Genomic DNA, 22,588 nt, shown 5'->3' with positions numbered 1-22,588 from the left:
GCCACAAGGAGGAGAACAACCATGCTCACACGCAATGCCTGCGCGGTGCTGTTCACGCTATGCGCCAGTCTTGCTTGCGCCGACATCACGGTCGGCCTCGTGGTCACCCGCAGCGAAGCCGAAACGCTGTCGCGCTGGCAGCCAGTGCTCGACGACCTTGCAGTGGCTACCGGCGAGCCGGTCAGGGCTGTGGCGCTGGAAAACTACGACGCCCTGGTCGAACGGATGAAGCGGGGCGAGGTGCAGGTGGCGCGCATGGGCAACCGCCAGGCGCTGCAGGCGGTGGAAAACGCTAACGCGGAAGTGTTCGGCAGCCTGGTGATGGCGGGCGGCGTCGAAACCTACCAGTCGCTGCTGCTGACACGGCGTGGTGGTGATCTCGATACGCTGGTGCAGATCATCAGCCTGGGCCAGCGCGGCAGGCTGCGCTTCGCCGGCGGCAAGCCCAGCTCGTTCTCCGGCTTTTTGCTGCCGCAATACCTGGCCTTTCTCAAGGCCAATATCCTGTTCGAACAGCACTTCAAGTCAGTACAGACCGGTAGTCACAAGGACAATTTCCTGGCGGTTGCCCGCGGTGAAGTCGACGTCGCCACCGGCAACACCGACGACCTGACCCAGCTACGGCAACAGTTTCCCATCGAGTTCGGCCGGGTGCAGATCGCCTGGCGCTCACCCGGCTACACCTTCGATCCGCTGGTGGTCCGCCGCGACCTCACGCCGCTGCGGCGGCAGAAGATCGTCTCCTTCTTCCTGCGCTACGGCCGCGATGGCGCCAACGCGGCAGTGCAGCGGCAAAAGCTGCTGGCCGCCGACAACCTCGCCGGCTTTCGCATATCGGATAACCGGCAGCTGCGGCAGGTATCGGATCTGCAGCTGTTCCACGACTTGTTCCGGCTGATGCTCGATACCCATCTCGCGCCGACTGAGCGCGATGCGCAGGCCAAGCAGCATTACCGGCGCCATGCCCGGCTGATCGCGCTGCTCGGTGGCGCGCGCTGAGGAAACCGCTTTCCGACTTGTCATGCTGTTGTCACACCAGCGCACTACCCTCCCGGCTTTCGTAAGTTTTGGGGAGTGGTCATGCGTGCTCTGCTTGCGCTCTGCTTTGCCCTGATTGCCTCACTGGCCCATGCCGATGTGGTGCTGGGGCTGGTAGCCAATCGCAGCATCGAGGAGACCCAGCTTGACTGGGAACCGATCGCCGAGGATCTCGCGCGCCGGCTCGGCGAGCCGGTGCGCGTGGTGGCAAGCAAGGACGAGGCCGAACTGCTGCGTGCCCTGAAGGCCGGCGAGATCGATGTGCTGCGCGGCAGCACCCAGCTCGCATTGCAGGCGGTGGAAGGTGGCAGCGGCGACATCTTCGCCCGGCTGGTGCTGACCGGCCGCATCGCCGAATACCGCTCGCTATTGCTGGTGCGGCAGAACGGCCCCGCCACGCTGGACGAACTGCTCAAACGCAGCGGTCAGCTGCGCTATGCCAGCGGCAGCCCCGGTTCCACCGCCGGCAGCCTGATCCCCGGCTACCACGCCTTCGCCCGCAACAACGTACTGCCCGAGCGCTTTTTCAAGAGCGTGACCACCGGCAACAGCGAGGACCGCTTTCGCGCCCTGGTGGAGAACCGCACCGACGTGGCCACCAGCAACAGCGACGATCTGATCAAGCTCGCCGAGAAATACCCGCGCGATTTCAAGCAGGTGCGCGTGCTGTGGGAGTCGCCGAAGTTCTCCTACGATCCGCTGGTGCTGCGCCGCGGCCTGTCTGCCGGCAAGAAGGAGAAGATCACCCGCTTCTTCCTCGACTACGGCCGCAAGGGTATGGAGGCAACGCGTGAAAAGGAGCGGCTCTATTACGCCGACCAGCTCGACGGCTTCCTCGCCTCGAGCAACCGCCAGCTGCGCGAAGTAACCGACCTACAGCTTTACGACGCGCTGTTCCGGCTCACCTTGGAAGAGAAACTCGCCGCAGCCGCCCGCGCCGAGCGCGAAAAATCGCTATACCGCCGCTACGATCAGTTGATCGCGCTGCTGGGCGGCGCTCGCTGAACACCTGACCATGCTTTGAACATGACGCTTGCTTACCAGAGCACCGTCTCCTCACAGCCCCGCCGCAAGCGGGGCTTTTTTTCATTGCGCCGCCGCAAAAGTCAACCGCATGTGGCGCTGGGAATTTCTCCAATTGCCCAAGCCCTCGCAGCCCGGAAAATCTATCCCTTTGAAACGTCAGGTCTTTATATTCATGTCCAGCGACAACAATCGGGCGAACTGGGGCTCCAAGCTCGGCTTCATCCTCGCCGCCGCCGGCTCGGCCGTCGGCCTCGGTGCCATCTGGAAGTTTCCCTATGTGGCCGGCAAGAACGGCGGTGGCGCTTTCCTGATCGCCTACCTGGTGTGCGTGTTCACACTTGGTATCGCCCTGTTGCTGGCCGAGATGGTGATCGGCCGCACCGCCAAGAAATCGGCCACCACGGCCTTCCGCGATCTCAAGGGCGGCCTGTGGCCATGGGCCGGGCGACTGTCGGTGCTGTGCGTGTTCATCATCCTCAGCTACTACTGCGTGGTCGGCGGCTGGACCGTGGCCTACATCGGCCGCTCCATCACCGGCGAAGCAATCACCGCCGATACCGCCCTGCTCGCCAGTGCCTTCGGTAGCTTCATCGCCAGCCCGGCGCAGGCACTGGGCTACACCGCTATCTTCCTTGGCCTCACCGTTGCCGTGGTGCTAGGTGGCGTGGAAAAGGGCATCGAGCGGATGAGCAAGGTGCTGATGCCCGCCCTCTTCGCGCTGATGCTGCTGTTGATCGCGCGCGCGCTGACGCTGCCAGGCGCCATCGACGGCGTGCGCTATTTCATCACCCCGGACTTCTCCAAGATGACATCGGCCATGGTCGTCGACGCACTGGGCCTGGCGTTCTTCTCACTGTCGATCGGTGGCGGCATGATCATCGCCTACGGCTCGTATGTCTCGAAGGAAACAAAGCTGGTCGGTGCCACGCTGTGGGTATCGACGCTGGCTACACTGGCCTGCGTGCTCGCCGGGCTGATGGTGCTGCCGGCGGTATTCGCCTTCAACGTCGACCCGGCCGCCGGCCCCGGCCTCACCTTCATCACCATGCCGGCCATCTTCGCGCAGATGCCGGGCGGCCAGCTGTTTGCCGTCGCCTTCTTCCTGTTGCTGCTGTTCGCCGCGCTGACCTCGTCGGTGTCCATCCTTGAGCCCATCGTCTCCTTCCTGATCGACGAATTCGGCATGACTCGCCGCCCCGCCACCTTCGCGGTCGCCATCGCCAGCTTCATCGTCGGCATTCCCGCCGCGCTGTCGTTCGGGCCGATGGCCGATACGCTGTTCTTCGGCAAGAATGCCTTCGACCTGATGGACTACGTGGCCTCCAACGTGATGATGCCGGCCGGCGGCCTGCTCGCCGCGTTGTTCGTCGGCTGGGCGATCTGGCCGCGGGTGAAGGACGAGCTCGCAGCCGAGGGCGCCAGTGCCGTGCTGCCGGCCTTCCGCGTGGTGTGTGCGGTCGTGGCGCCCATCCTCATTGGGGTGATCTGGGTGCACAACCTGTAGCCTGCGGTGCAAACCGATCAATGGCCGGCTTCAAGCCGGCCATTTTGCTGACGCTGTACGCGACCCGCCATCGGCTGTGCCTATAGTGCAGCAAGCGTTTTCCCCGTAAGGATCATCGTATGCGCAAGCTAAGCCCCTGGTTGCTGCTGTGCCTCTGGCTGACCTACAGCCTGGCGGCCCTGGCCTGGCTCGAACCGGCATCTCCGGTGTTTTGTCGGGCTCTGCAGGAGGCACGCCCATGAACGCGCACAACACCGTGGTCACCCGCAAGATGGCTGCGCTGCGGCGCGAAGCCGACCGCTGGATGCTGCAGACCTTGGCGGCACTCACAGCGGTCTCGCTCTGTCTCGCGCCGTGGTATGGCACTTGGCTGGCCGCGCTGCTGATCGCGCTACCGACGCTCGGCGTCGCGTGGTGGCTCTACCGCAATGCTGGCGGGCAGCTGGTGTGTCGCCTAGCGATGGCCGCGGCGCTGATGGTGTTCTCGGCACTGTTGATCCACCAGGCGCGTGGGCTGATCGAGATGCACTTCTCGGTATTCGTGCTGCTTGCCTTCCTGCTGTACTACCGGGACTGGAAGCCGCTGGTCACCGGTGCCGTGGTGATCGCCGTGCATCATGTGCTGTTCGCCGTGCTGCAAGCGCAAGCAGTTCCGGTCTATGCGTTCGCGCAGAACTGGACGCCGACCATCGTGATCATCCATGCGGTATTCGTCGTGGTGGAAACGGCGGTGCTGGTGCTGCTGGCGATGCGCATGCGCGCCGAATCGGTGGAAGCTGCGGCCATCCAGGCCTTGGCGGAAGTAATCGCTTCGGGTGACCTGTCGACCGAGATCGATACCGAGGGCGGCATGACGCCGGTGTTCCGCACCGTGCTGAAGATGCAGACCAGCCTGCGCACGCTGATGACCGAGGTCAGCAGCGAATCGGACCGGCTGGATCACGACAGTCGCCAGCTGGCGCAGAGCACGGCGCAGGTGGCGGGCAACGGCAAACAGGTGGCCGATGCTGCCAGCGCGATCGCCCGCGCGGTGGACGAAATGCTGGCCCGGATCGATGCCATCGCCAGCGAAGCAGACCGTAGCGCGCAGCTCACCCGGGACGCCGAGCAACGTGCGCGCAGTGGCGGCACAGTGATCCACCGCACCGTCGACGAGATCCGCGCCATCGGTGCTTCGGTGTCGCGCAGCGGCACCACGCTGGACCTCTTGGGCGAGCAGACCGGGCGCATTTCCGGTGTGCTCGACGAGATCAAGGAGATCGCGGCGCAGACCAATCTGCTAGCACTGAATGCGGCCATCGAGGCCGCGCGGGCCGGTGAGCAGGGCCGCGGTTTCGCCGTGGTGGCGGACGAAGTGCGCAAGCTCGCCGAGCGCACCACCCAGTCCACGGCGCAGATCCAGACCATGATGCACGACGTGCACGCCAGCCGCGATGCAGCACTGGCCAGCATGGACGAGGCACGCCGCCAGAGCGACGCCGGCATGGCACTGGCAGCGGAAGCCAGCGGCGTAATCGACGCCATCAACGACGCAGCCCAGCAGGTGACAACGGTGGTCGGTCATATCTCGGCAGACCTCGATCAGCAGGCGCAAGCCACCCGGCAGATCTCCGGCCATGTCGATGCCGCTGCCGGCGCTGTGGGGCGCAACAGCGCCACGGTGCACGAAACCGCGCAGCTGGCGACCGACATCGAGGCAGCGGCCGGCGACCTGCGCAACGCGATCCAGCGTTTCCGCGTGAGCTGAGCGTGCCCGGGATGTGACGAATGCCTTGGTCAAGCCATGACTGCCAAGGCACAATCGCGCCGTGCATACGCTCGACCCACTCGGCCATATCGCCACGCCCTTTCCCGACAAGTTCGGCATTCCACGCCAGCCGCGACTGGCGCCGCATGCGCGCGGCGTGCTGAAGCTGTTGCCGCCGTACGACCGGGAGGAAGCAGTACGCGGTCTGTCGGCGTTCTCGCACCTGTGGCTCACCTTCGTGTTCCATCAGGTCCACGGCCGCTGGCAGCCGACGGTGCGCCCGCCCCGCCTGGGCGGCAACACGCGGGTTGGCGTATTCGCCAGTCGCAGCCCGTTCCGCCCCAATGGCCTCGGGCTGTCGCTGGTCGAGCTGCTCGAAATCGACACCCGCCAGGGCGTGACGCTGACGCTGGGTGGCGTCGACCTGGTCGACGGCACCCCCATCGTCGACATCAAGCCCTACATCCCCTACGCCGAGAGCGTGCCCGATGCACGCGGTGGCTTCGTCGATGGCACGCCCACCACGCTGCCGGTCGCGTTCGCGCCGGCGGCCGAAGCCACGCTCACCGCACTGGGGCCACGCGCAGCCGAGCTGCGCGCGCTGATCAGCGAAGTGCTGGCGCAGGATCCCCGGCCCGCGTACGCCGACGATGCGGCCCGCGTCTACGGCGTACGGCTCTACGAATTCGACATCAAGTGGCGCTGCGACGATGGCGGCGCCCAGGTCCTGAAACTGGATATCGCATGAATCGCCGTTCCGCCCTTGCCGCCCTCCTCCTCACCGGCTGGCTGGCCGCCTGCACCACCACGCCGAGCGAAAAACAATCGGCCACGCAGCCAACGCCGGTGCCACTGCCCAAGCCGCTGCCGCAGCTCAAGGTCGGCATCGCGCTCGGCGGTGGCGCGGCCAAAGGCTTTGCCCATATCGGCGTGATCAAGATGCTGGAAGCCAATGGCATCAAACCGGCCGTCGTGTCCGGCACCAGCGCCGGCAGCGTGGTCGGTGCGCTGTACGCCTCGGGCATGGATGCCTTCCAGCTGCAGGAGCAATCGTTCAGCCTCGACGAGAGCCGCATCCGCGATGTCAGCCTGCTCTCCGGTGGCCTGGTGCGCGGCCAGAAGCTGCAGGACTACGTGAACGAGCTGGTGAAGCAAAAGCCGATGGAGAAGTTCGCCAAACCGTTCGCCGCCGTCACCACCGAATTGGAAACCGGCCGGCGCACAGTGTTCGTCAAGGGCAACGCCGGCATGGCAGTGCGTGCCTCCTCCAGCATTCCCGGCGTATTCGAGCCGGTGCTGATCAACGGCAAACGCTATGTCGACGGCGGCGTGGTCAGCCCGGTACCGGTCGATGCCGCGCGCCAGCTTGGCGCCGATTTCGTCATCGCCATCGACATCTCGTCCAAGGCCACCGGCACGGCGCCTTCCAACATGCTGGGCATCGTCAACCAGGCCATCATGATCATGGGCCAGAAGCTGGGCGAACAGGAGCTCGCCCGCGCTGATGTAGTGATCCGCCCACGCGTGGGCAAGATCGGCCCCGCCGATTTCGACCAGCGCAATGTCGCCATCCTCGAAGGCGAAAAGGCCGCGCTGGCGCTGCTGCCGGTGATCAGGCAGAAGATGCAGGACAAGCAGAAACAGCTGGTCACTCAGTAGCGCCGCTGCCATCGGACATTTTGCCGATGGCACGGCGAACCAGGATGCGCCAGGCTGTTCTACCTTGTAGCTATGCACAAGGAGACCCGCCATGTACCAGCTCGTCCTGATCCGCCACGGCCAATCCGCGTGGAACCTCGAAAACCGCTTCACCGGCTGGGTCGACATCGACCTGACCGAGCAAGGCATGATCGAAGCGCGCCGCGCCGGGCAACTGCTGCGCGAAGCCGGCTTCCATTTCGATGTGGCCTACACCTCGGTGCTGAAGCGGGCCATCCGCACGTTGTGGCTGGCGCTCGACGAGATGGACCAGATGTGGATTCCGGTGATCAATTCCTGGCGACTGAACGAGCGCCACTATGGTGCGCTGGCGGGGCTCAACAAGGCTGAGACCGCCGCCAAGCACGGCGCCGACCAGGTATTGCTCTGGCGCCGCAGCTACGACGTGCGCCCTCCGGCGATGAGTACGGATGATCCGCGCACCTCGTTCGACGACCCGCGCTATGCCAGCGTGCCGCGTAGCGAGATTCCGCTGACCGAATGCCTGAAGGATACTGTCGCCCGCGCCTTGCCGTTCTGGCACAGCGACATCGCCCCAGCCATCCGCGCCGGCCGCCGCGTGGTGATCAGCGCACACAACAACTCGCTGCGCGCGCTAATCAAATACCTCGACGACGTCAGCGAAACCGACATCGTCGGCATCGAAATCCCGAATGGCCTGCCGCTGGTCTATGAGCTCGATGCCGATCTCAAGCCGATCCGCCACTACTACCTAGGCAATGACGCCTAGCACAGTCCGGCAGCAGCAACCTTAAGCAACGGCTTTGAGGATCGCCACGTAGCGGCGCACTACGTCCGCAAAGCCGTATTGCAACGCTTCCACGGTCAGCGCATGGCCGATGGAGACTTCCTCGATGCCTGGAATACGCACGAAGTTGGCAAGGTTGTCGAGGTTGAGGTCGTGTCCGGCGTTGAGCCCCAGCCCCAGCTCGCGGGCACGGGCGGCGGCGGCGGCGTGCTTATGCCATTCGCCGAGCCACTCGCCCTGCTCGTAGCCGTGGGCATAGCCCTCGGTATAGAGCTCGACCCGGTCAGTGCCAGTGGCCGGAGCGGCGTCGATCTGGGCAATATCAGGGTCGACGAACAGGCTGACACGAATGCCGGCCGCCTTCAGCTCGGCGACGATGGGCGCGAGCCTGGCGGCATCGCGCACAATGTTCCAGCCGTGATCGGAGGTGAGCTGGCCCGGTTCGTCCGGCACCAGCGTGCACTGCTGCGGCCGGGCGGCCAGTACCACATCGAGGAACTGTCGGTCCGGATAGCCCTCGATATTGAGTTCCGCACCGGGAAAGCGCTCGACCACGGCCTTGAGCGCCGCCACATCCGCATAGCGGGCATGACGTTGGTCAGGACGTGGATGAATGGTGACGCCTGCGGCCCCGGCTTCCAGTACCAGCGCCGCAAAATGGACGATGCTGGGGTAATCGCGACCGCGCGAGTTGCGGATCAGCGCGATCTTGTTGAGATTGACGGAAAGCAGGGTCGGCATGGCGGCGATCAGGCGACAAAGCGCGTATTGTCGCCGCCTTCCCGCCGCGGGGCCAGTATCAGTTCATTGCAAAACCCGGTGCTCAGGCTTCGATCTCGTCGCGCAGCTTGCGGCACCACGCCGGATCGAACTTGTCCTCGGGCGTGGTTTCACAATGCCAGCGCACCGAGCCATCCTCCTGCACCACTGGCGAGAACACCACGCTGTAGTCGCGCATGTTCGACTTGGTCGAAGTCACCGTCACCACGTAGTCATCGTCGAAATCCACCTTGGTGCTCGCAGCGGTCTTGAAGCGCTGATCGAGATCCTCCAGCGTATCGATCACCTCGTCACTCGTGGCAGCGCGGTGCTCCAGCAGCTTGAGCAACTGGCGGCTGTCCTGCTCCATCACCTTTACCTCGGCGCGGCGCGTGTATTCCGCATATTGCGGGATGGCGATCGCAGCAAGGATGCCGATCACTGCGACCCCCACCAGCGGCAGGACAACTGCCAGCACGATGATGGTGACCACGTTGTTGGTACCGGGCTTGCGCATCACCACGGTGCCCGACACCAGATCGTGCAGTGCCTGCTTGCGTCGGGTGAACGGCTGGATCAGGTAGCCGATATAAAGCGTGATATTGGACAACGCATGGGCAAACCAGCGACCAGTTGCGCGGCCCAGTCCAATGCGCGCGCCGGTGCCGTCGGTCACATAGAGGCCAACCGCCCGCTTGCCGAGCGAGGCCTGTGCGCTGCTCGCTTCCTGCAACGCGAAATAGGCCCAGCTCAGCCCGAACATCAACAGATAGCCGACAGCCATGAAACCGATGGCCGCCGAGCCGCCATCGACTGCGTCACCGAGCGCGGCAGCCGAAATGCCCATGGCGATGGCAACGACGATGAACACCACCCAGCTCGCCATCCCCAGCACCATGCCGTCGATGGTCAGCGCGGCAAAGCGGGCCCAGAAGCCGGCGGGCTCGGGCTGGCCTGGATCCGTCGGTACGGACACGGCAGCGGGAACGGGGGTAGGCAAGGGTGGCAGCGGCTGGGTTGGGGCGTCGAGCGACATGGTTTTCCTCGTGGGCAATGGCCAAGAAAAAACCGAACCCGCAGGTTCGGTTTCTCCCGGACGGATGACGCCATTATGACGTCATCACAACAGCAGTAAAGCTGCTGTCAGTACTGCGCCACAACTCAGTCCAGCGCCGCGAAGATCTGGTCGCGGATCTGCTCGACGTCGCCGACACCGTTCACCTTCACATACTTGGGCGCCTTGGCTTCGCCGGAGGCGGCGAGCTTACCGTAGAAGCTCACCAGCACTTCGGTCTGCTCGTGGTACACGGCCAGACGCTTCTTCACTGTTTCTTCTTCGTCGTCCGCGCGCTGGATCAGCTCTTCGCCGGTAACGTCATCACGACCTTCGACCTTGGGCGGGTTGAACTTGACGTGGTAAGTGCGGCCCGAAGCCACGTGCACGCGGCGGCCAGCCATGCGCTCGACAATGGCGGCATCAGGCACATCGATCTCGACCACGTAGTCGATGTCGACGCCAGCGGCGATCATCGCTTCGGCCTGCGGGATGGTGCGCGGGAAGCCGTCGAACAGGAAACCATGGGCGCAATCGGCCTCGGCAATGCGTTCCTTGACCAGACCGATGATGATGTCGTCGCGTACCAGGCCGCCCGCATCCATGATCGCCTTGGCTTCCAGACCCAGCGGCGTACCGGCCTTGACTGCGGCGCGCAGCATGTCACCGGTGGATATCTGCGGGATGTTGAACTTCTCTTTGATGAAGTTGGCTTGCGTGCCTTTACCGGCGCCTGGCGCGCCCAGCAGAATCAATCGCATCGTGTATCCCTGGATTTAGTTGTTGGAAATCGTTTGAAAGGCCAGCCGCACGCGGGCCAGATCGTCGGGCGTATCAACGCCTGCAGCGGGTGCGTGCGGTGCAATATGGACACCAATGGCGTAACCATGCCACAGCACCCGCAGCTGCTCCAAGGCTTCCACGCCTTCGAGCGGCGATGGGGCAAGGCCGCGGTAGGTACGCAGAAAGCCCGCGCGGTAGGCGTAGAGCCCGATATGCCGCAGTGCACCACCATCGGGCAGGCGTGGCTGATGCGCCACAGCGAAACCATCGCGATCCCACGGAATGGGCGCACGGCTGAAGTAAAGCGCACGGCCCTTCGCGTCGGTCACCACCTTCACCACATTGGGATTGTGGAAATCTTCGGCCTCGGCGATGGCATGGGCCGCCGTCGCCATCTGCAGGGTCGGATCGGCGGTGAGGACCTGTGCGACCGCATCGATCAGCGCCGGATCGATCAGCGGCTCATCCCCCTGCACGTTCACCACTACGGCGTCGTCCGGTAACTCCATCAGGTCCACCGCCTCGGCAAGGCGGTCGGTGCCGGACGGGTGATCGGCACCGGTCAGGATGCAGGCGTAACCCGCCAGCGCCACCGCATCCTGGATGCGCATGTCGTCGGTGGCCACGCAGACGGTGGCGGCATTCGATTGCAGCGCACGTTCAACCACGCGCACGATCATCGGCTTGCCGCCGATATCGGCCAGCGGTTTGTCCGGCAGCCGGGTGGACTTGAGCCGCGCCGGGATGAGGACGGTGTAGCTCACGACTCAGCCCTGCACATCTTCAGTGGCAGCGAGTTCGCGTGCTTCGTTTTCCAGCATCACCGGGATGCCATCGCGCACCGGGAAGGCCAGGCGATCACCCTTGCACACCAACTCCTGCGCGGTCTTCACGTAGACCAGCGGACCTTTGCACACCGGGCAGACCAGGATTTCAAGCAGTTTCGCGTCCATCGACGAGCTCCGATAACCGTTGCATCAGCCAGCTTGCGAGCTCGGGTTCGAGCGTGGCACTGACCGGAAGGACCCAGATTCTAGCACTGGCCGCTGCCAGATCGGGCAGCGCGGCCAGCTTGACGGCATCCTTCTCGGTGACGATGAGCGTGCCGGCCGGCAGGTCGGACGGCGTGAACCGGTGGTGATCGGGCAAGGCCAGCGGCGTGAACGCAAGGCCCAATGCGGTGAGCGTGGCAAAAAACCGGGCCGGATTGCCGATGCCGCAAACGGCGGTGAGCGGCTGCCCGGCGAGCTCAGCCGCCGACGTGGTCAGCGCTGGATCGTCGAGCCGGTAGCTGCGGCCCGGCTGCAGCCGCATGGTGAAGGTCGGGCGATCGACCGGCTGCGCGGCGCGGCCCACGCCATTGACCACCACGGCATCGACCCCCGCCAACCGCCGCAGCGGTTCACGCAGCGGTCCGGCCGGCAACAGCGCGCCGTTGCCGAAGCCCCGCGCGCCGTCGACCACGGCGATCTCGATGTCGCGTGCCAGCGCATAGTGCTGCAGGCCGTCGTCGCACAGGATCACGTCGACTTCGGGATGCGCCGCCAGCAGCGCTTGCCCGGCCTCAGCGCGGCGGCGGTGGACGCACACCGGCACGCCAGTGATGCGCGCCAACAGCAGCGGTTCGTCACCGACTTCGGCCGGATCGCTGTCAGTCGCCACCAACTGCGGCGCCGCGGCCTTGCCGCCATAGCCGCGCGAGACTATGCCCGGCCGGTGGCCTGCCGCACGCAGCGCCTGGGCGAGGTAGGCCGTCAGCGGTGTCTTGCCGGTGCCACCGGCGGTGAGGTTGCCGATGACAACCACTGGCACCGGCAGGCGCCGGCTCGAAAACACACCACGGCGATACCAGCCGCGGCGCACCATGCCGACGAAACCAAACAGCCACGACAGCGGGCGCAGCAGCCAGGACAGCGGATGACCGGGGCAATACCAGAGTCGATCGATGAATTGCATGGCCGGCAGTATCGCAAAAAACGGGGCCGCAGCCCCGTTTTCGCAGTGCAGTCCGGCAGGACTACTGGTTGCCTTGCGTCTGGGTGGCGAAGGTCAGCTTGCCATAGCCCGCCAGCCGCGCCGCCTCCATCAGGTTGACCACGCTCTGGTGGGTTGCCTGCGCATCGGCGTTGATGATGATCAGCGGATCGGCCTGGTCGCCGGCCACCCGCCGCAGCTGCGCGGCAAAGGCTTCGGGCGACTCGAACGCGACGGTCTCGTTGTTCACGCTATATTGGCCGGTGGCCGAGACGGCAATGTTGATCGCCTGTGGCTGCTCGGCGACCTTCTCGGCATCGGCGGTGGGCAGATTGATCTTGAGTTCGGCAAAGCGCGAATAGGTGGTGGTGGCCATCAGGAAGATCAGGATGACCAGCAGCACGTCGATCAACGGGATGAAGTTGATCTCGGGCTCTTCGCGCCGGCGGCGTTGGCGGAAATTCATGCCGCGCTCCTTACTGGCGCTCGCCGTGCACGACTTCGACCAGCTTGACCGCCTGCTGCTCCATCTCGACCAGGAAGCCATCGACGCGCGAGCGGAAGTAGCGATAGAACATCAGGCAGGGCACGGCGACGATGATGCCGAACGCGGTGTTGTAGAGCGCCACCGAGATACCGTGCGCCAGCGCAGCCGGGTTGGAGCCCGAAGCCGGCGACTGTGCGCCGAAGATCTCGATCATGCCAATCACGGTGCCAAAGAGGCCCAGCAGCGGCGTCACCGTGGCCAGCGTGCCCAGCGTCGGGATATAACGCTCCAGGTCGTGCGCCACCGCATTGCCCACTTCTTCGATCGATTCCTTCATGATGTCGCGGCTGCTCTTCACGTTCTTGAGACCGGCGGCCAGCACGCGGCCCAGCGGCGAGCTGGCGGCGAGCTTGGACAGCGAATCAGGGGTGACGCCATGGGCGCGGTAGTCCTTCACCGTGTGGGCCAGCAGGCCTTCGGGCAGGACCAGCGATCGACGCAGGCTGAGCAGGCGCTCGAAGATGATGGTCACGGCCGCGATGGATGCGGCGATAATCAACCAGATCGGCCAGCCGGCGGCCTCGATGATCGAGAGCATTGCGTGGAATTCCTTGCTGTAATCGTTGGGATGCGACATCGGCCGGTGGCGCTGCGGACCATCTCCGGCCCCGGTCGGAAAGCCGCGTAACTTTAGCCCGATTGCCCAGCGCCGGGAAGGGCCGGCTCGGCGGTGGAATCCGCCATCGGGCGAGCGGCGACGGTGATGCTGAAAGAAAACCGGGCCTAGTCCGTTGTCATGCAGTTGTAGTGTGCACTGCAACATACAGAGCTGATTTCCAACCGTCCATCGCTGGGGCCAGTAGCGGCGCCGCTTGCAGCGCTTACCCACATATTCTGTGGATAACTTTGTGGGCAAGGTGGCGCAAAGGGGTGCCAGGGCGCATGGATGCTGGGAAGGTAACAAATTGCTGCGAATTTATGCTCGAGCAACAAACCTTAAAAATCAATAAGTTGCATAGACTACATCAACTACATTTCTAGATTCGGGCGCAAGCGCCCGCCCCTCTTGGATTTTGTGGATTAACCAGGAACGGATTGCCGTGTTCACCGAATTGTCAAGCACTTCACACAATGCCGTAAGCATCACCGAACTCAACCGTCGGGTTCGCGATCTGCTGGAGGGCAGCTTCCCGGTGATGTGGGTGGCGGGGGAGGTTTCCAACTTCAAGCGCTATGGCTCCGGCCATTGCTATTTCAGCCTGAAGGACACCAGCGCCCAGGTGCGCTGCGTGATGTTCCGCAACCGCGCCGCCCTGCTCGATTTCGAGCCGCGCGAAGGCACCCAGGTCGAAGCCCGCGTGGTGGTGACGCTGTATGAAGCACGTGGCGATTTCCAGCTCACCGTCGAGGCGATGCGTCCGGCCGGCCTCGGCACGCTGTTCGAGGCGTTCGAGGCCTTGAAGAAGCAGCTCGCGGCCGAGGGCCTGTTCGAGGCGCAACGCAAGCGTGCGGTGCCCGCGTTTCCCCGGGCCATCGGCATCGTCACCTCGCCACGCGCGGCCGCTTTGCGCGATGTGCTGACCGCACTGGCGCGGCGCATGCCGGGTCTGCCGGTCATCCTGTACCCCACCGCGGTGCAGGGTGCCAGCGCAGCGGCGGAGATCGCCGCAGCCATCCGTACCGCAAGCATGCGCGCCGAGGTCGACACGCTGATCGTCTGCCGCGGTGGCGGCAGCCTGGAAGACCTGTGGGCGTTCAATGAGGAAGTGGTAGCTCGCGCCATCGCCGCATGCGGCATGCCGGTGGTCAGTGGCGTCGGGCACGAGACCGATTTCACCATCGCCGATTTCGTCGCCGACCTGCGTGCAGCCACGCCGACTGCCGCTGCCGAACTCGCGAGCCCCCATCGCGGCGAGTGGCTGGCACGGCTGGAACACTTGGCGCGGCAACTCGCCCGCAGTCAGGAGCGCGCGCTGCAACAGCGCATGCAACGGCTCGATGCACTGGCGCGACGGTTGCGCCACCCGGGCGAACAGCTTGCTGTGCAGCGGATGCGGCTGGATGGCCTGGCGCGGCGCTTGGCCCAACTGCGCCAACGCCGCCTGGATCAACTCGACGACGCGCTGGCCCGGCAGCGGCTGCGGCTGGCCTATGCCCGACCGGATCTGCCGCCGCTCGCGGTGCAGCTCGCTGGCCTGAAACAGCGCCTGCCCGGCGCGCTGCGCCACGCGAACGAGCGCCGCCAGGCACAGCTGGCGCAGTTGCAGGCCCGGCTCACCGCGCTGAATCCGGAAGCGGTGCTGTCGCGCGGCTATGCGTTGATCGAGCGCCAAGGCACCGTAGTCACTGCGGCCAGTGCACTACAGGGCGGCGACGTGTTGAAGTTGCGCTTTGCCGACGGCGCCGTCGATGCACAAGTCACTCAAGGCACCGGCGAGCAAGCCCAGCTGTTCTAGTGCTGTTCGCGCCACTGCTACGGCATGGCAGCCCGGAAGCTGGCACTGGCCGGGGCAGCCGCCGGCTGCCAAGCTGGGACATCGCTACCATCGGGCACCCATCATGCCGTCCCACCGCAGCTGGGCCAGCGAGGCCATCCGCATTATCGAGGCGGACTTCAACCGTTCGGCCGACACCCACCTGATCCCGCTCTCGCTGCCGGCCTACCCCGGCATCGATATCTACCTGAAGGACGAGTCCAGCCATCCAACCGGCAGCCTCAAGCATCGGCTGGCGCGCTCATTGTTCCTCTACGCGATCGCCAATGGTTGGCTGCGGCAGGGCAGCACGGTGATCGAGGCATCCAGCGGTTCCACCGCCATTTCGGAAGCCCACTTCGCTCGCCTGCTCGGCCTGCCCTTCGTTGCGGTAATGCCGGCAAGTACCAGCCCGGAGAAGATTGCCGCGATCGAACTCCAGGGCGGCCGCTGTCATCTGGTCGATGATCCAGCCGCCATCCGCGTCGAATCAGCCAGGCTGGCACAGGCCTGCGGCGGCCACTTCATGGACCAGTTCACCTACGCCGAGCGCGCGACCGACTGGCGGGCCAACAACAACATCGCAGAATCTATCTTCCAGCAGATGGCACTGGAACCACACCCCGAGCCGACCTGGATCGTGGCCAGTGCAGGCACCGGCGGCACCACCGCCACGCTGGGCCGCTATGTACGCTACCGACGCCACGCCACGCGCATTGCCTGCGTCGATCCCGATCATTCGGTGTTCTTCGCGCACTACGCCAGTGGTGATGCGGATCTGCGGCTCAACGGCGGCTCGCGCATCGAAGGCATCGGCCGGCCGTGCGTCGAGGCCTCGTTCATGCCCCAGGTGATCGACACCATGTTCAAGGTACCCGATCCCCTCAGCCTGGCCGCGATGCGCTGGCTTTCCCAACGGTTGGGACGCCGCGTCGGCGGTTCGACCGGCTGCAACTTCGTCGGCGTACTGGCGCTTGCACACGAGATGCAGCAGCAAGGCGAACTGGGCAGTATCGTCACGCTGCTGTGCGACGCCGGCGAGCGCTACCGCCACAGCTACTACGACGATGCCTGGCTGGCCGCGCACGGCCTGGCGCTGGACGATGCCAGCCGAGCCATCGCTGCCACTGCCGAAGCAGCCGGCGCGCTGCCCGTGTTGCAACGGCACACGCGCTGAACGCTCCCTTCGCCCGGCAGGACGGCGGCATTGGCGTGCCGGACGGCCTCGCGGCGCCTTTTGGCCGGTTCTATGATCGACAGCAGAGTTCCAAGCAAAGGAACCGTGACAGAGGATGAGGAGTTATGGAAACGATCAAGCTCGGGGTGCTGTATGCACACCTGATCGCGATGTGCTTTGCGCTCGTCGCTGTACTGAAGGCCGATTACCGCTTATGGGGCTGGCGCGGCAAGCCGCTCGATACCTCGCGCCGCCGTTATCTCGAACACACGCAGCTCACCGTCACCCGCTTGCTGGTCATCCTGTGGGGAACCGGGTTGATGCTGATCGTGCTCGGCTACGCCAAGGAAGGCGGCCACTACCTCGCCAACCCCAAGCTGTGGGCCAAGCTCAGCGTGGTGGTGGTGCTCAGCGCCAACGGCTTGCTGCTGCACCGCATCGTGTTCCCGCTATTGACCGTGCGCATCGCATTCTGCGACTTGCCGCTGCAGGAGCGCGTCCTCGCCGGCGCGCTGGGTGCCATCTCCTGCGCCAGCTGGCTATTCGCCGCTATGCTCGGCATCGCCCGTGACTGGAACCACCGAGAGCCCTACACCCTGGAAATGGCGCTGTACCTGATGCTGCTGCTGTGTGCCGTCGGCGTGGCATTGGCAATGGCGGTGATGCCGGAAGGGCTGGGGCGGCTGCGCACCCGCAGCCGGGCGTACTAGCGCCCCGCCTTTCCCGCCCAGCCACAAACGACAAACCCGGCCAAGGCCGGGTTTGTCGTTTGAAGATGCTCGATTCAGGTGAAATTCTGCTCGCGCATCCACTTGGTGGCGATCCACTTCTCGCCCCGGCGCACCGGCGCACCGCCGTGCAGCGTCAACGGGTCGACCTGACTGCTCCTGTTGCAGTACTCGAAGTACACAGCCGAGCCCTTGCGCGGCGCCACCGCGAGGCCAAGCTCCGGGAAGATGGTTTCGCCACCGTCCTCGACATCGTTCAAGTACATGATCAGCGTGGACACACGCTGACCACCGTTGCGCAGGTGCACGTGGCTGCCCTGGTCCTGTGGCGGGAAGTAATCGTAGTGCGGCTTGTACTCGCCACCGACCTGATAGTTGAGGATCTGGATGCCCTCGCCCTTCTCCACCGGCCAGTGCATCAGCTGCGAAATGCGCTCGTCCAGCTTGGCGACGAACTCGCTCTCGCGCACGTGGAAGAAGGTGCCGAAGCTGGTACGGTCGTCGATGATCTCGTCGCGGCCCGTGGTCGGGTCAACGATGGCCGAACGCTTCAGCTTCTTCTCGGACAGCCGCACCATCTCGTCGCACTCCTCGTGCGAGAGCAGGTTGTCGAACACCACCACCACCGGCTTTTCGATGCGCATCACCACCTTCACATCGCGATCGGCGGTCTTGATCACGCCACCATGCATGGGAATGCGCGGCGTTTCGTACACATAACCGGATTTCAGCGCGCGCTGCTGGCCACTCTCGGCACCCGGCAGCGTCACCGCCGTCGCGCCCTGGCCCTTGCCACTGGTGGATACGAAATGGAACACGATGGCGTTGGCAAACATCGGGTCGAAGTTCTTCTCGACCATGACCTCGACCAGCGACTGCGGCGTACAACCCCGGTCCAGGTTCTCTAGGATCCAGGACTGCCACTCGGGAGACAAATGGGTGATCTTGCTCATCGACAAACTTCCTCCATCGAATCGTCTTCAGATTTTAGGTAGTAATGCTTTTTGTAAGCTTGTGAAGGCATTCTTCAACACTCTTTCGGCCTTGTCATCTTCAATCCGTGCTGCGGCGCAAGATATGCGACACCCGTAGCCTGGAAACACATGCTGCATTGCAACAAACATGCAGCTCCGTGCGGTGGCGCGCCCATGCCGGCACGGTGTCGGCACAGGGCTGTGGTAGAATTTCGGGTTTGATTCAACTGCTTAAGTGGTACCCGATGGAACTGACTGCATTGACCGCGCTGTCGCCGCTGGACGGCCGTTACGAGAAGCAACTGGCCGACCTGCGCCCCCACTTCAGCGAATACGCGCTGATCCGCTGCCGCGTCGCGGTCGAAGTGGCCTGGCTCAAGGCCCTGGCTGCCGAACCCACCATCGCCGAGATCCGCCCGTTCTCTGCCGCCACCATCACCGAGCTCGACCTTGCCGTCGCCCAGTTCTCGCCCGAACACGCCATGGAAGTGAAAGCGATCGAGAGCCAGACCAACCATGATGTGAAGGCCGTCGAGTACTGGCTGAAGGAGCGGTTGTCGGGCAACGCCGAAGTATCCGCCGCGAGCGAGTTCATCCACTTCGCCTGCACCTCCGAGGACATCAACAACCTCAGCCATGCGCTGATGCTCAAGGGCGCGCGCGACACCGTGCTGCTGCCACGCATCCGCGACATCACCGGCAAGCTCAAGGATTTCGCTCACGATCTGGCTGATGCGGCGATGATGAGCCGCACCCACGGCCAGCCGGCCACGCCGACCACCATGGGCAAGGAGATCGCCAACGTCGCCTACCGGCTGGAGCGCCAGCTGGCGCGCCTGGAAAAGGTGGAAATCCTCGGCAAGATCAACGGCGCCGTCGGCAACTACAACGCCCACCTGTCGGCCTACCCGGAATTCGACTGGGAAAGCTTCTGCCACCGCTTCGTCGAAGGCCTCGGCATCAGCTTCAACCCGTACACCATCCAGATCGAACCGCACGATTACATGAGCGAGCTCTACGACACGCTCGCCCGCATCAACACCATCCTGATCGATCTCGATCGCGACGTGTGGGGCTATATCTCGCTGGGCTTCTTCAAGCAGAAGACCAAGGAAGGCGAAGTGGGCAGCTCGACCATGCCGCACAAGGTCAACCCGATCGACTTCGAGAACTCCGAAGGCAACCTGGGGCTCGCCAACGCCGTGCTGACCCACCTCTCGCAAAAGCTGCCGATCTCGCGCTGGCAGCGCGACCTCACCGATTCGACCGTGCTGCGCAATATGGGCGTCGGTGTCGGCTATGCGCTGCTGGGCTACACCTCGCTCGCCAAGGGCCTCGGCAAGCTGGAGGTGAACCGCCAGCGCATGCTGGATGATCTGAACGCCAACTGGGAAGTGCTGGCCGAGCCGATCCAGACCGTGATGCGCCGCTATGGCGTCGACAAGCCGTACGAGAAGCTCAAGGAGCTGACGCGTGGCAAGTCCGGCATCTCCCGCGAGGCGCTCGCCGTGTTCATCGATGGCTTGGAAATCCCGGCCACCGAGAAGGACAGACTGAAGGCCCTCACTCCGGCGAGCTACCTCGGCAAGGCCGAGGAACTGGCCCGCCGTATCTGATCCAACGCGCCCGCAGAGGAAAGCACGCTTGAAACGCAAAGCGCTGATCGTGGCCGCCGTCGCGGTCGTGGGAGTCGCCGGCGCCTACGCCGGCGGCGCGTGGTGGGCCGGCCGCGCGGTCGAGCATACGCTCGCCAAGCAGCACGACTGGCTGGCCAGCCTGCCGTATTTCAAGATCACCGATCGCCGCTACCAGCGCGGCTGGTTCTCGTCGACCGAGACCGCCGTGCTCACGCTCAATCCGCAGCTCTACCGCTTCGCGCTGGAGCGTGAGGGCGAGGCCTTGCCGCAGTTCCAGGTGCGCTACACCCAGCATGTGCAGCACGGCCCGCTGCCGCTGCTGTTGTCCGGCAACCCCGTGCCGTACAAGGCCGTGGTCACCACCGATTTCGAATTCTCGCCGGAAACGCAGAAATTCCTCGCCAAGCTGTTTGGCGAGCAAAAGCCCATCCGCCTCGAGAACCGCATCGGCTTCGGCGACGACAGCAAGATGGACGTGAAGGTGCCAGCATTCGACTACGAGGAGACGCTCGCCGGGGTGCAGGTGAAATGGCAGGGCTTCGATGCCCACCTCGAATACGACAGCGATTTCGACAAGGTGAAGCTCGATGCCACGGTACCGGGCCTGACCGGCACCGTGCGCGACAAGGGCAGCTTTGCGCTGGAGGGCCTCACCTTCAAGCTCGATCAGGTACGCGGCAAGAGCACGCTGATGCTGGGCACCACCAGCGCAAATGTACGCTCGCTCTCGCTCGACCTCGCCGAAGGCCATCCGCTGAAACTGCGGATGGAAAACCTCGGCTACATCAGCCGGCTGAACGAGGCCGGCGATTATGTCGACGGCAGCGCCGACCTGCAGCTCGCCAAGCTGCTGATCAACGACCAGCAATACGGCCCGGCCACGCTGCAGACCGAAGCCCGCCATCTGCACGCGCCGACGCTGGCCAAGCTCGGCCGCGAGCTGACCCGCCTGCAACAGGAAGCCAAGAGCCGCGAAGCGTTGACCGATGCTCTGCTCAAACTCGCGCGTGACGAAGGCATGCCGCTGCTGGAGCACGATCCGATGCTGGCGGTGAAGTCGCTGCACGTGCGCGTGCCCGACGGCGATATCCGCTTCGCCGGCCACGTCAGCCTCAAGGGCTTCAAGCGCGGCGACATGGAGCAGCCGGCGCTGTTCGTAAAGAAGCTCAATGCCGACGCCGACTTCAGCATGCCGCGCAAGGTGGTGGAAACCGTCGCCAGCTGGCAGGCTCGCGTGATGTTCGGGGGGGCGGACAGCCAGATCGCCGAGGCCGATCTCGACTACTTGGTGAACCAGTTCGTCGAAGGCCAACTGCAGCGTATGGCCAGCCAGAACCTCATCCGCATCGATGGCGAGACGCTGTCCGCGCGCGCCTCGCTCGCTGCCGGCCGCTTCGTGCTGAATGGCCGCGAAGTACCGATGCCGTGGGATGCCTCACAGCCGGCCGCGGCAGCCGACGACGACGCCGAATGACCGAAGTCGCGGGCCGGCGCATCCGGTCCGCGACAAGCGGCAAAGCTGCGCTACCCGCTCCAGGTGCGCTATCGTGTGGGCTGTCCCACCGCTCCATGCCGTACCACCATGCGCTTCGCCATCCTGTCTTGCCTGTTGCTGCTGACCGCCTGCAGCCGCCTCACACCCGAGCACTACGCCCAGATCGAAACCGGCATGCCACGCAGCCAGGTCGTCGAGCTGCTGGGTGAGCCGGACCGGAGCGACGGCGCCAGCGTGCTGGGCATCTCCGGCGAGCATGCCACCTGGCAATCGGGCAATACCACGGTGACCATCCGTTTCGTCAACGATCAGGTCGTCACCAAGGACATGCAGAAAAGCTGACCTTCAGTTCAGCAATTCGCGCAACGCGTGCAGCCCACTCAAGTGAAAGCCGCGCTCGGTGATGGCAGCACGCAGCGCCGAACTGCCGAGGATATGCCGATCCGCCACCCTGGTGGGCCAGTCCTTGTGTGCAATCGCACGTAGCTCCGGCGTATCGTCCGCCGGGTGGCCCACCAGGCAATGCAGTCCCGGGCCGCGCTGGTCCAGCCAATTGCATACCCATGCCAGCCGCGCCGCCGGTTCGACATGCGCATTGAACGGCATCACCTCCCAGCTATCGAGCAGGATGGCGTCGCCGGCCGCTTCCGCATCCAGCGCCAGTTTCGCCACGGCATCGCCCCATTCGCTGGAGACCACCGCCAACCTGGACACCTCAGCGGCGGTACGAGGCAGCAACGGCGGCAGCCGGTGCTCACGGCACAGGTCGAGGTAGATGGCGGCGAGGCCCGGGTGGAACAGCGTCAGCATATGGCTGTCCAGATGTGACAACGGAATGCCCAGGGCCTTGGCGCGCGCCACCTGGGCGGATAACTCGCGGCGGGCTACCGTCAGATCGAGCTCGGCGTGGGTATGAATGGCCTTGGAGTGGAAATAGCCCAGTGCATCGGTCAGCCCGCCACCAGGACCAGCTACCGGCCCCCAACGATACGCGTCCCACTCGCAGTTCAGTGTCAGATGCAAGCCCAGATCCGCCGCCGGGCCGCGCTCGCGTGCCAGCTTGGCGGCGGCGGGGAACCACGGACAGGGTGCCATGGCAGAGGCGGAGGTCAGCAGGCCTTCATCGAGCAGGCCTTGCCAGGCCGACACGGTGGCTTGGCACATGCCGATGTCGTCGGCATGCAGGATGAGGACGCGATCATCGGCGGCAAAGCCCAGCCGTTGCGGGGTATTCATGGCGACTCCTTGCTGCTGCGGAAGAAGC

General features: G+C 64.7%; 23 protein-coding genes. 13 read left to right on the top strand and 10 right to left on the bottom strand.

Going from position 1 to position 22,588, the window contains the following annotated elements:
• The first annotated feature begins 21 nt into the window (after positions 1-21).
• The 7 genes from phnD (at position 22) to gpmA (ending at position 7,764) form a co-directional block, all read left to right on the top strand.
• Positions 22-999 (top strand): phosphate/phosphite/phosphonate ABC transporter substrate-binding protein, encoded by a 978-nt coding sequence (phnD, locus tag FLM21_RS07640; RefSeq protein ID WP_148715003.1) that lies wholly within the window; start codon positions 22-24, stop codon positions 997-999.
• A gap of 81 nt (positions 1,000-1,080) precedes the next feature.
• Positions 1,081-2,043 carry a PhnD/SsuA/transferrin family substrate-binding protein gene (locus tag FLM21_RS07635; RefSeq protein ID WP_148715002.1) on the top strand — a complete coding sequence of 321 codons (963 nt, stop codon included), beginning with the start codon at positions 1,081-1,083 and terminating at the stop codon, positions 2,041-2,043.
• A 193-nt stretch (positions 2,044-2,236) separates the two neighbouring features.
• On the top strand, positions 2,237-3,568 hold the full coding sequence (locus FLM21_RS07630) for a sodium-dependent transporter (RefSeq protein ID WP_148715001.1): 1,332 nt from the start codon (positions 2,237-2,239) through the stop codon (positions 3,566-3,568).
• A gap of 238 nt (positions 3,569-3,806) precedes the next feature.
• Entirely contained in the window at positions 3,807-5,315 is a 1,509-nt protein-coding gene (locus FLM21_RS07625) for a methyl-accepting chemotaxis protein (protein ID WP_148715000.1), read from the top strand.
• A gap of 61 nt (positions 5,316-5,376) precedes the next feature.
• Positions 5,377-6,063 carry a tRNA (N6-threonylcarbamoyladenosine(37)-N6)-methyltransferase TrmO gene (gene tsaA / locus FLM21_RS07620; protein ID WP_148714999.1) on the top strand — a complete coding sequence of 229 codons (687 nt, stop codon included), beginning with the start codon at positions 5,377-5,379 and terminating at the stop codon, positions 6,061-6,063.
• Complete coding sequence (locus tag FLM21_RS07615) at positions 6,060-6,974, top strand: patatin-like phospholipase family protein (RefSeq protein WP_148714998.1); 915 nt, start codon at positions 6,060-6,062, stop codon at positions 6,972-6,974. The genes tsaA and FLM21_RS07615 overlap by 4 nt, the downstream gene beginning before the upstream one ends.
• A gap of 91 nt (positions 6,975-7,065) precedes the next feature.
• On the top strand, positions 7,066-7,764 hold the full coding sequence (gene gpmA, locus FLM21_RS07610) for a 2,3-diphosphoglycerate-dependent phosphoglycerate mutase (RefSeq protein WP_148714997.1): 699 nt from the start codon (positions 7,066-7,068) through the stop codon (positions 7,762-7,764).
• A 21-nt stretch (positions 7,765-7,785) separates the two neighbouring features.
• On the opposite strand, the gene FLM21_RS07605 is transcribed toward gpmA, so the two are convergent.
• The 8 genes from FLM21_RS07605 to FLM21_RS07570 form a co-directional block, all read right to left on the bottom strand.
• Complete coding sequence (locus FLM21_RS07605) at positions 7,786-8,523, bottom strand: pyridoxine 5'-phosphate synthase (protein WP_148714996.1); 738 nt, start codon at positions 8,521-8,523, stop codon at positions 7,786-7,788.
• A gap of 82 nt (positions 8,524-8,605) precedes the next feature.
• A complete protein-coding gene (locus tag FLM21_RS07600; protein WP_148714995.1) occupies positions 8,606-9,577 on the bottom strand; it encodes an RDD family protein in 972 nt (323 codons plus the stop codon).
• A gap of 125 nt (positions 9,578-9,702) precedes the next feature.
• The gene (gene adk, locus FLM21_RS07595; RefSeq protein WP_148714994.1) at positions 9,703-10,356 is read right to left on the bottom strand and encodes an adenylate kinase; all 654 of its coding nucleotides are present in this window, start codon (positions 10,354-10,356) and stop codon (positions 9,703-9,705) included.
• A 15-nt stretch (positions 10,357-10,371) separates the two neighbouring features.
• Positions 10,372-11,142, bottom strand: a complete 771-nt coding sequence (kdsB, locus tag FLM21_RS07590; RefSeq protein WP_148714993.1) for a 3-deoxy-manno-octulosonate cytidylyltransferase — start codon at positions 11,140-11,142, stop codon at positions 10,372-10,374.
• A 3-nt stretch (positions 11,143-11,145) separates the two neighbouring features.
• Positions 11,146-11,331 carry a Trm112 family protein gene (locus FLM21_RS07585; RefSeq protein WP_148714992.1) on the bottom strand — a complete coding sequence of 62 codons (186 nt, stop codon included), beginning with the start codon at positions 11,329-11,331 and terminating at the stop codon, positions 11,146-11,148.
• Positions 11,312-12,334: a tetraacyldisaccharide 4'-kinase gene (gene lpxK, locus FLM21_RS07580; RefSeq protein ID WP_148714991.1), complete on the bottom strand. Its 1,023-nt coding sequence runs from the start codon at positions 12,332-12,334 to the stop codon at positions 11,312-11,314. Before lpxK ends, FLM21_RS07585 begins: the two co-directional genes overlap by 20 nt.
• 61 nt (positions 12,335-12,395) lie before the next feature.
• The gene (locus FLM21_RS07575; RefSeq protein ID WP_148714990.1) at positions 12,396-12,818 is read right to left on the bottom strand and encodes an ExbD/TolR family protein; all 423 of its coding nucleotides are present in this window, start codon (positions 12,816-12,818) and stop codon (positions 12,396-12,398) included.
• Positions 12,819-12,828: 10 nt separating this feature from the next.
• Entirely contained in the window at positions 12,829-13,437 is a 609-nt protein-coding gene (locus FLM21_RS07570; protein WP_148714989.1) for a MotA/TolQ/ExbB proton channel family protein, read from the bottom strand.
• 502 nt (positions 13,438-13,939) lie between these two features.
• Here FLM21_RS07570 and xseA point away from each other — a divergent pair.
• The 3 genes from xseA (at position 13,940) to FLM21_RS07555 (ending at position 17,200) form a co-directional block, all read left to right on the top strand.
• On the top strand, positions 13,940-15,295 hold the full coding sequence (xseA, locus tag FLM21_RS07565) for an exodeoxyribonuclease VII large subunit (RefSeq protein ID WP_148714988.1): 1,356 nt from the start codon (positions 13,940-13,942) through the stop codon (positions 15,293-15,295).
• A 103-nt stretch (positions 15,296-15,398) separates the two neighbouring features.
• Positions 15,399-16,490, top strand: a complete 1,092-nt coding sequence (locus FLM21_RS07560) for a PLP-dependent cysteine synthase family protein (protein ID WP_148714987.1) — start codon at positions 15,399-15,401, stop codon at positions 16,488-16,490.
• A 125-nt stretch (positions 16,491-16,615) separates the two neighbouring features.
• Complete coding sequence (locus FLM21_RS07555; protein ID WP_148714986.1) at positions 16,616-17,200, top strand: hypothetical protein; 585 nt, start codon at positions 16,616-16,618, stop codon at positions 17,198-17,200.
• Positions 17,201-17,274: 74 nt separating this feature from the next.
• On the opposite strand, the gene FLM21_RS07550 is transcribed toward FLM21_RS07555, so the two are convergent.
• Positions 17,275-18,171: a 2OG-Fe(II) oxygenase gene (locus FLM21_RS07550; protein WP_148714985.1), complete on the bottom strand. Its 897-nt coding sequence runs from the start codon at positions 18,169-18,171 to the stop codon at positions 17,275-17,277.
• A gap of 266 nt (positions 18,172-18,437) precedes the next feature.
• Between FLM21_RS07550 and purB the strand changes: the two genes are divergently transcribed.
• From purB to bamE, 3 genes are all read left to right on the top strand, one after another.
• A complete protein-coding gene (purB, locus tag FLM21_RS07545; RefSeq protein ID WP_148717479.1) occupies positions 18,438-19,808 on the top strand; it encodes an adenylosuccinate lyase in 1,371 nt (456 codons plus the stop codon).
• A gap of 28 nt (positions 19,809-19,836) precedes the next feature.
• Complete coding sequence (locus tag FLM21_RS07540) at positions 19,837-21,303, top strand: YdgA family protein (protein ID WP_148714984.1); 1,467 nt, start codon at positions 19,837-19,839, stop codon at positions 21,301-21,303.
• 108 nt (positions 21,304-21,411) lie between these two features.
• On the top strand, positions 21,412-21,666 hold the full coding sequence (gene bamE / locus FLM21_RS07535) for an outer membrane protein assembly factor BamE domain-containing protein (protein ID WP_148714983.1): 255 nt from the start codon (positions 21,412-21,414) through the stop codon (positions 21,664-21,666).
• A gap of 3 nt (positions 21,667-21,669) precedes the next feature.
• Here bamE and FLM21_RS07530 read toward each other — a convergent pair whose 3' ends face one another.
• Positions 21,670-22,560 (bottom strand): ChbG/HpnK family deacetylase, encoded by an 891-nt coding sequence (locus FLM21_RS07530; protein ID WP_148714982.1) that lies wholly within the window; start codon positions 22,558-22,560, stop codon positions 21,670-21,672.
• Positions 22,561-22,588: the final 28 nt, after the last annotated feature.

Origin of the sequence: Chitinolyticbacter meiyuanensis (genome assembly GCF_008033135.1) — a bacterium.
Taxonomy (GTDB): Bacteria; Pseudomonadota; Gammaproteobacteria; order Burkholderiales; family Chitinibacteraceae; genus Chitinolyticbacter; species Chitinolyticbacter meiyuanensis.
The sequence above is the reverse complement of the archived record's forward strand: the minus strand, read 5'-3'. Positions and strand labels throughout refer to the sequence as shown.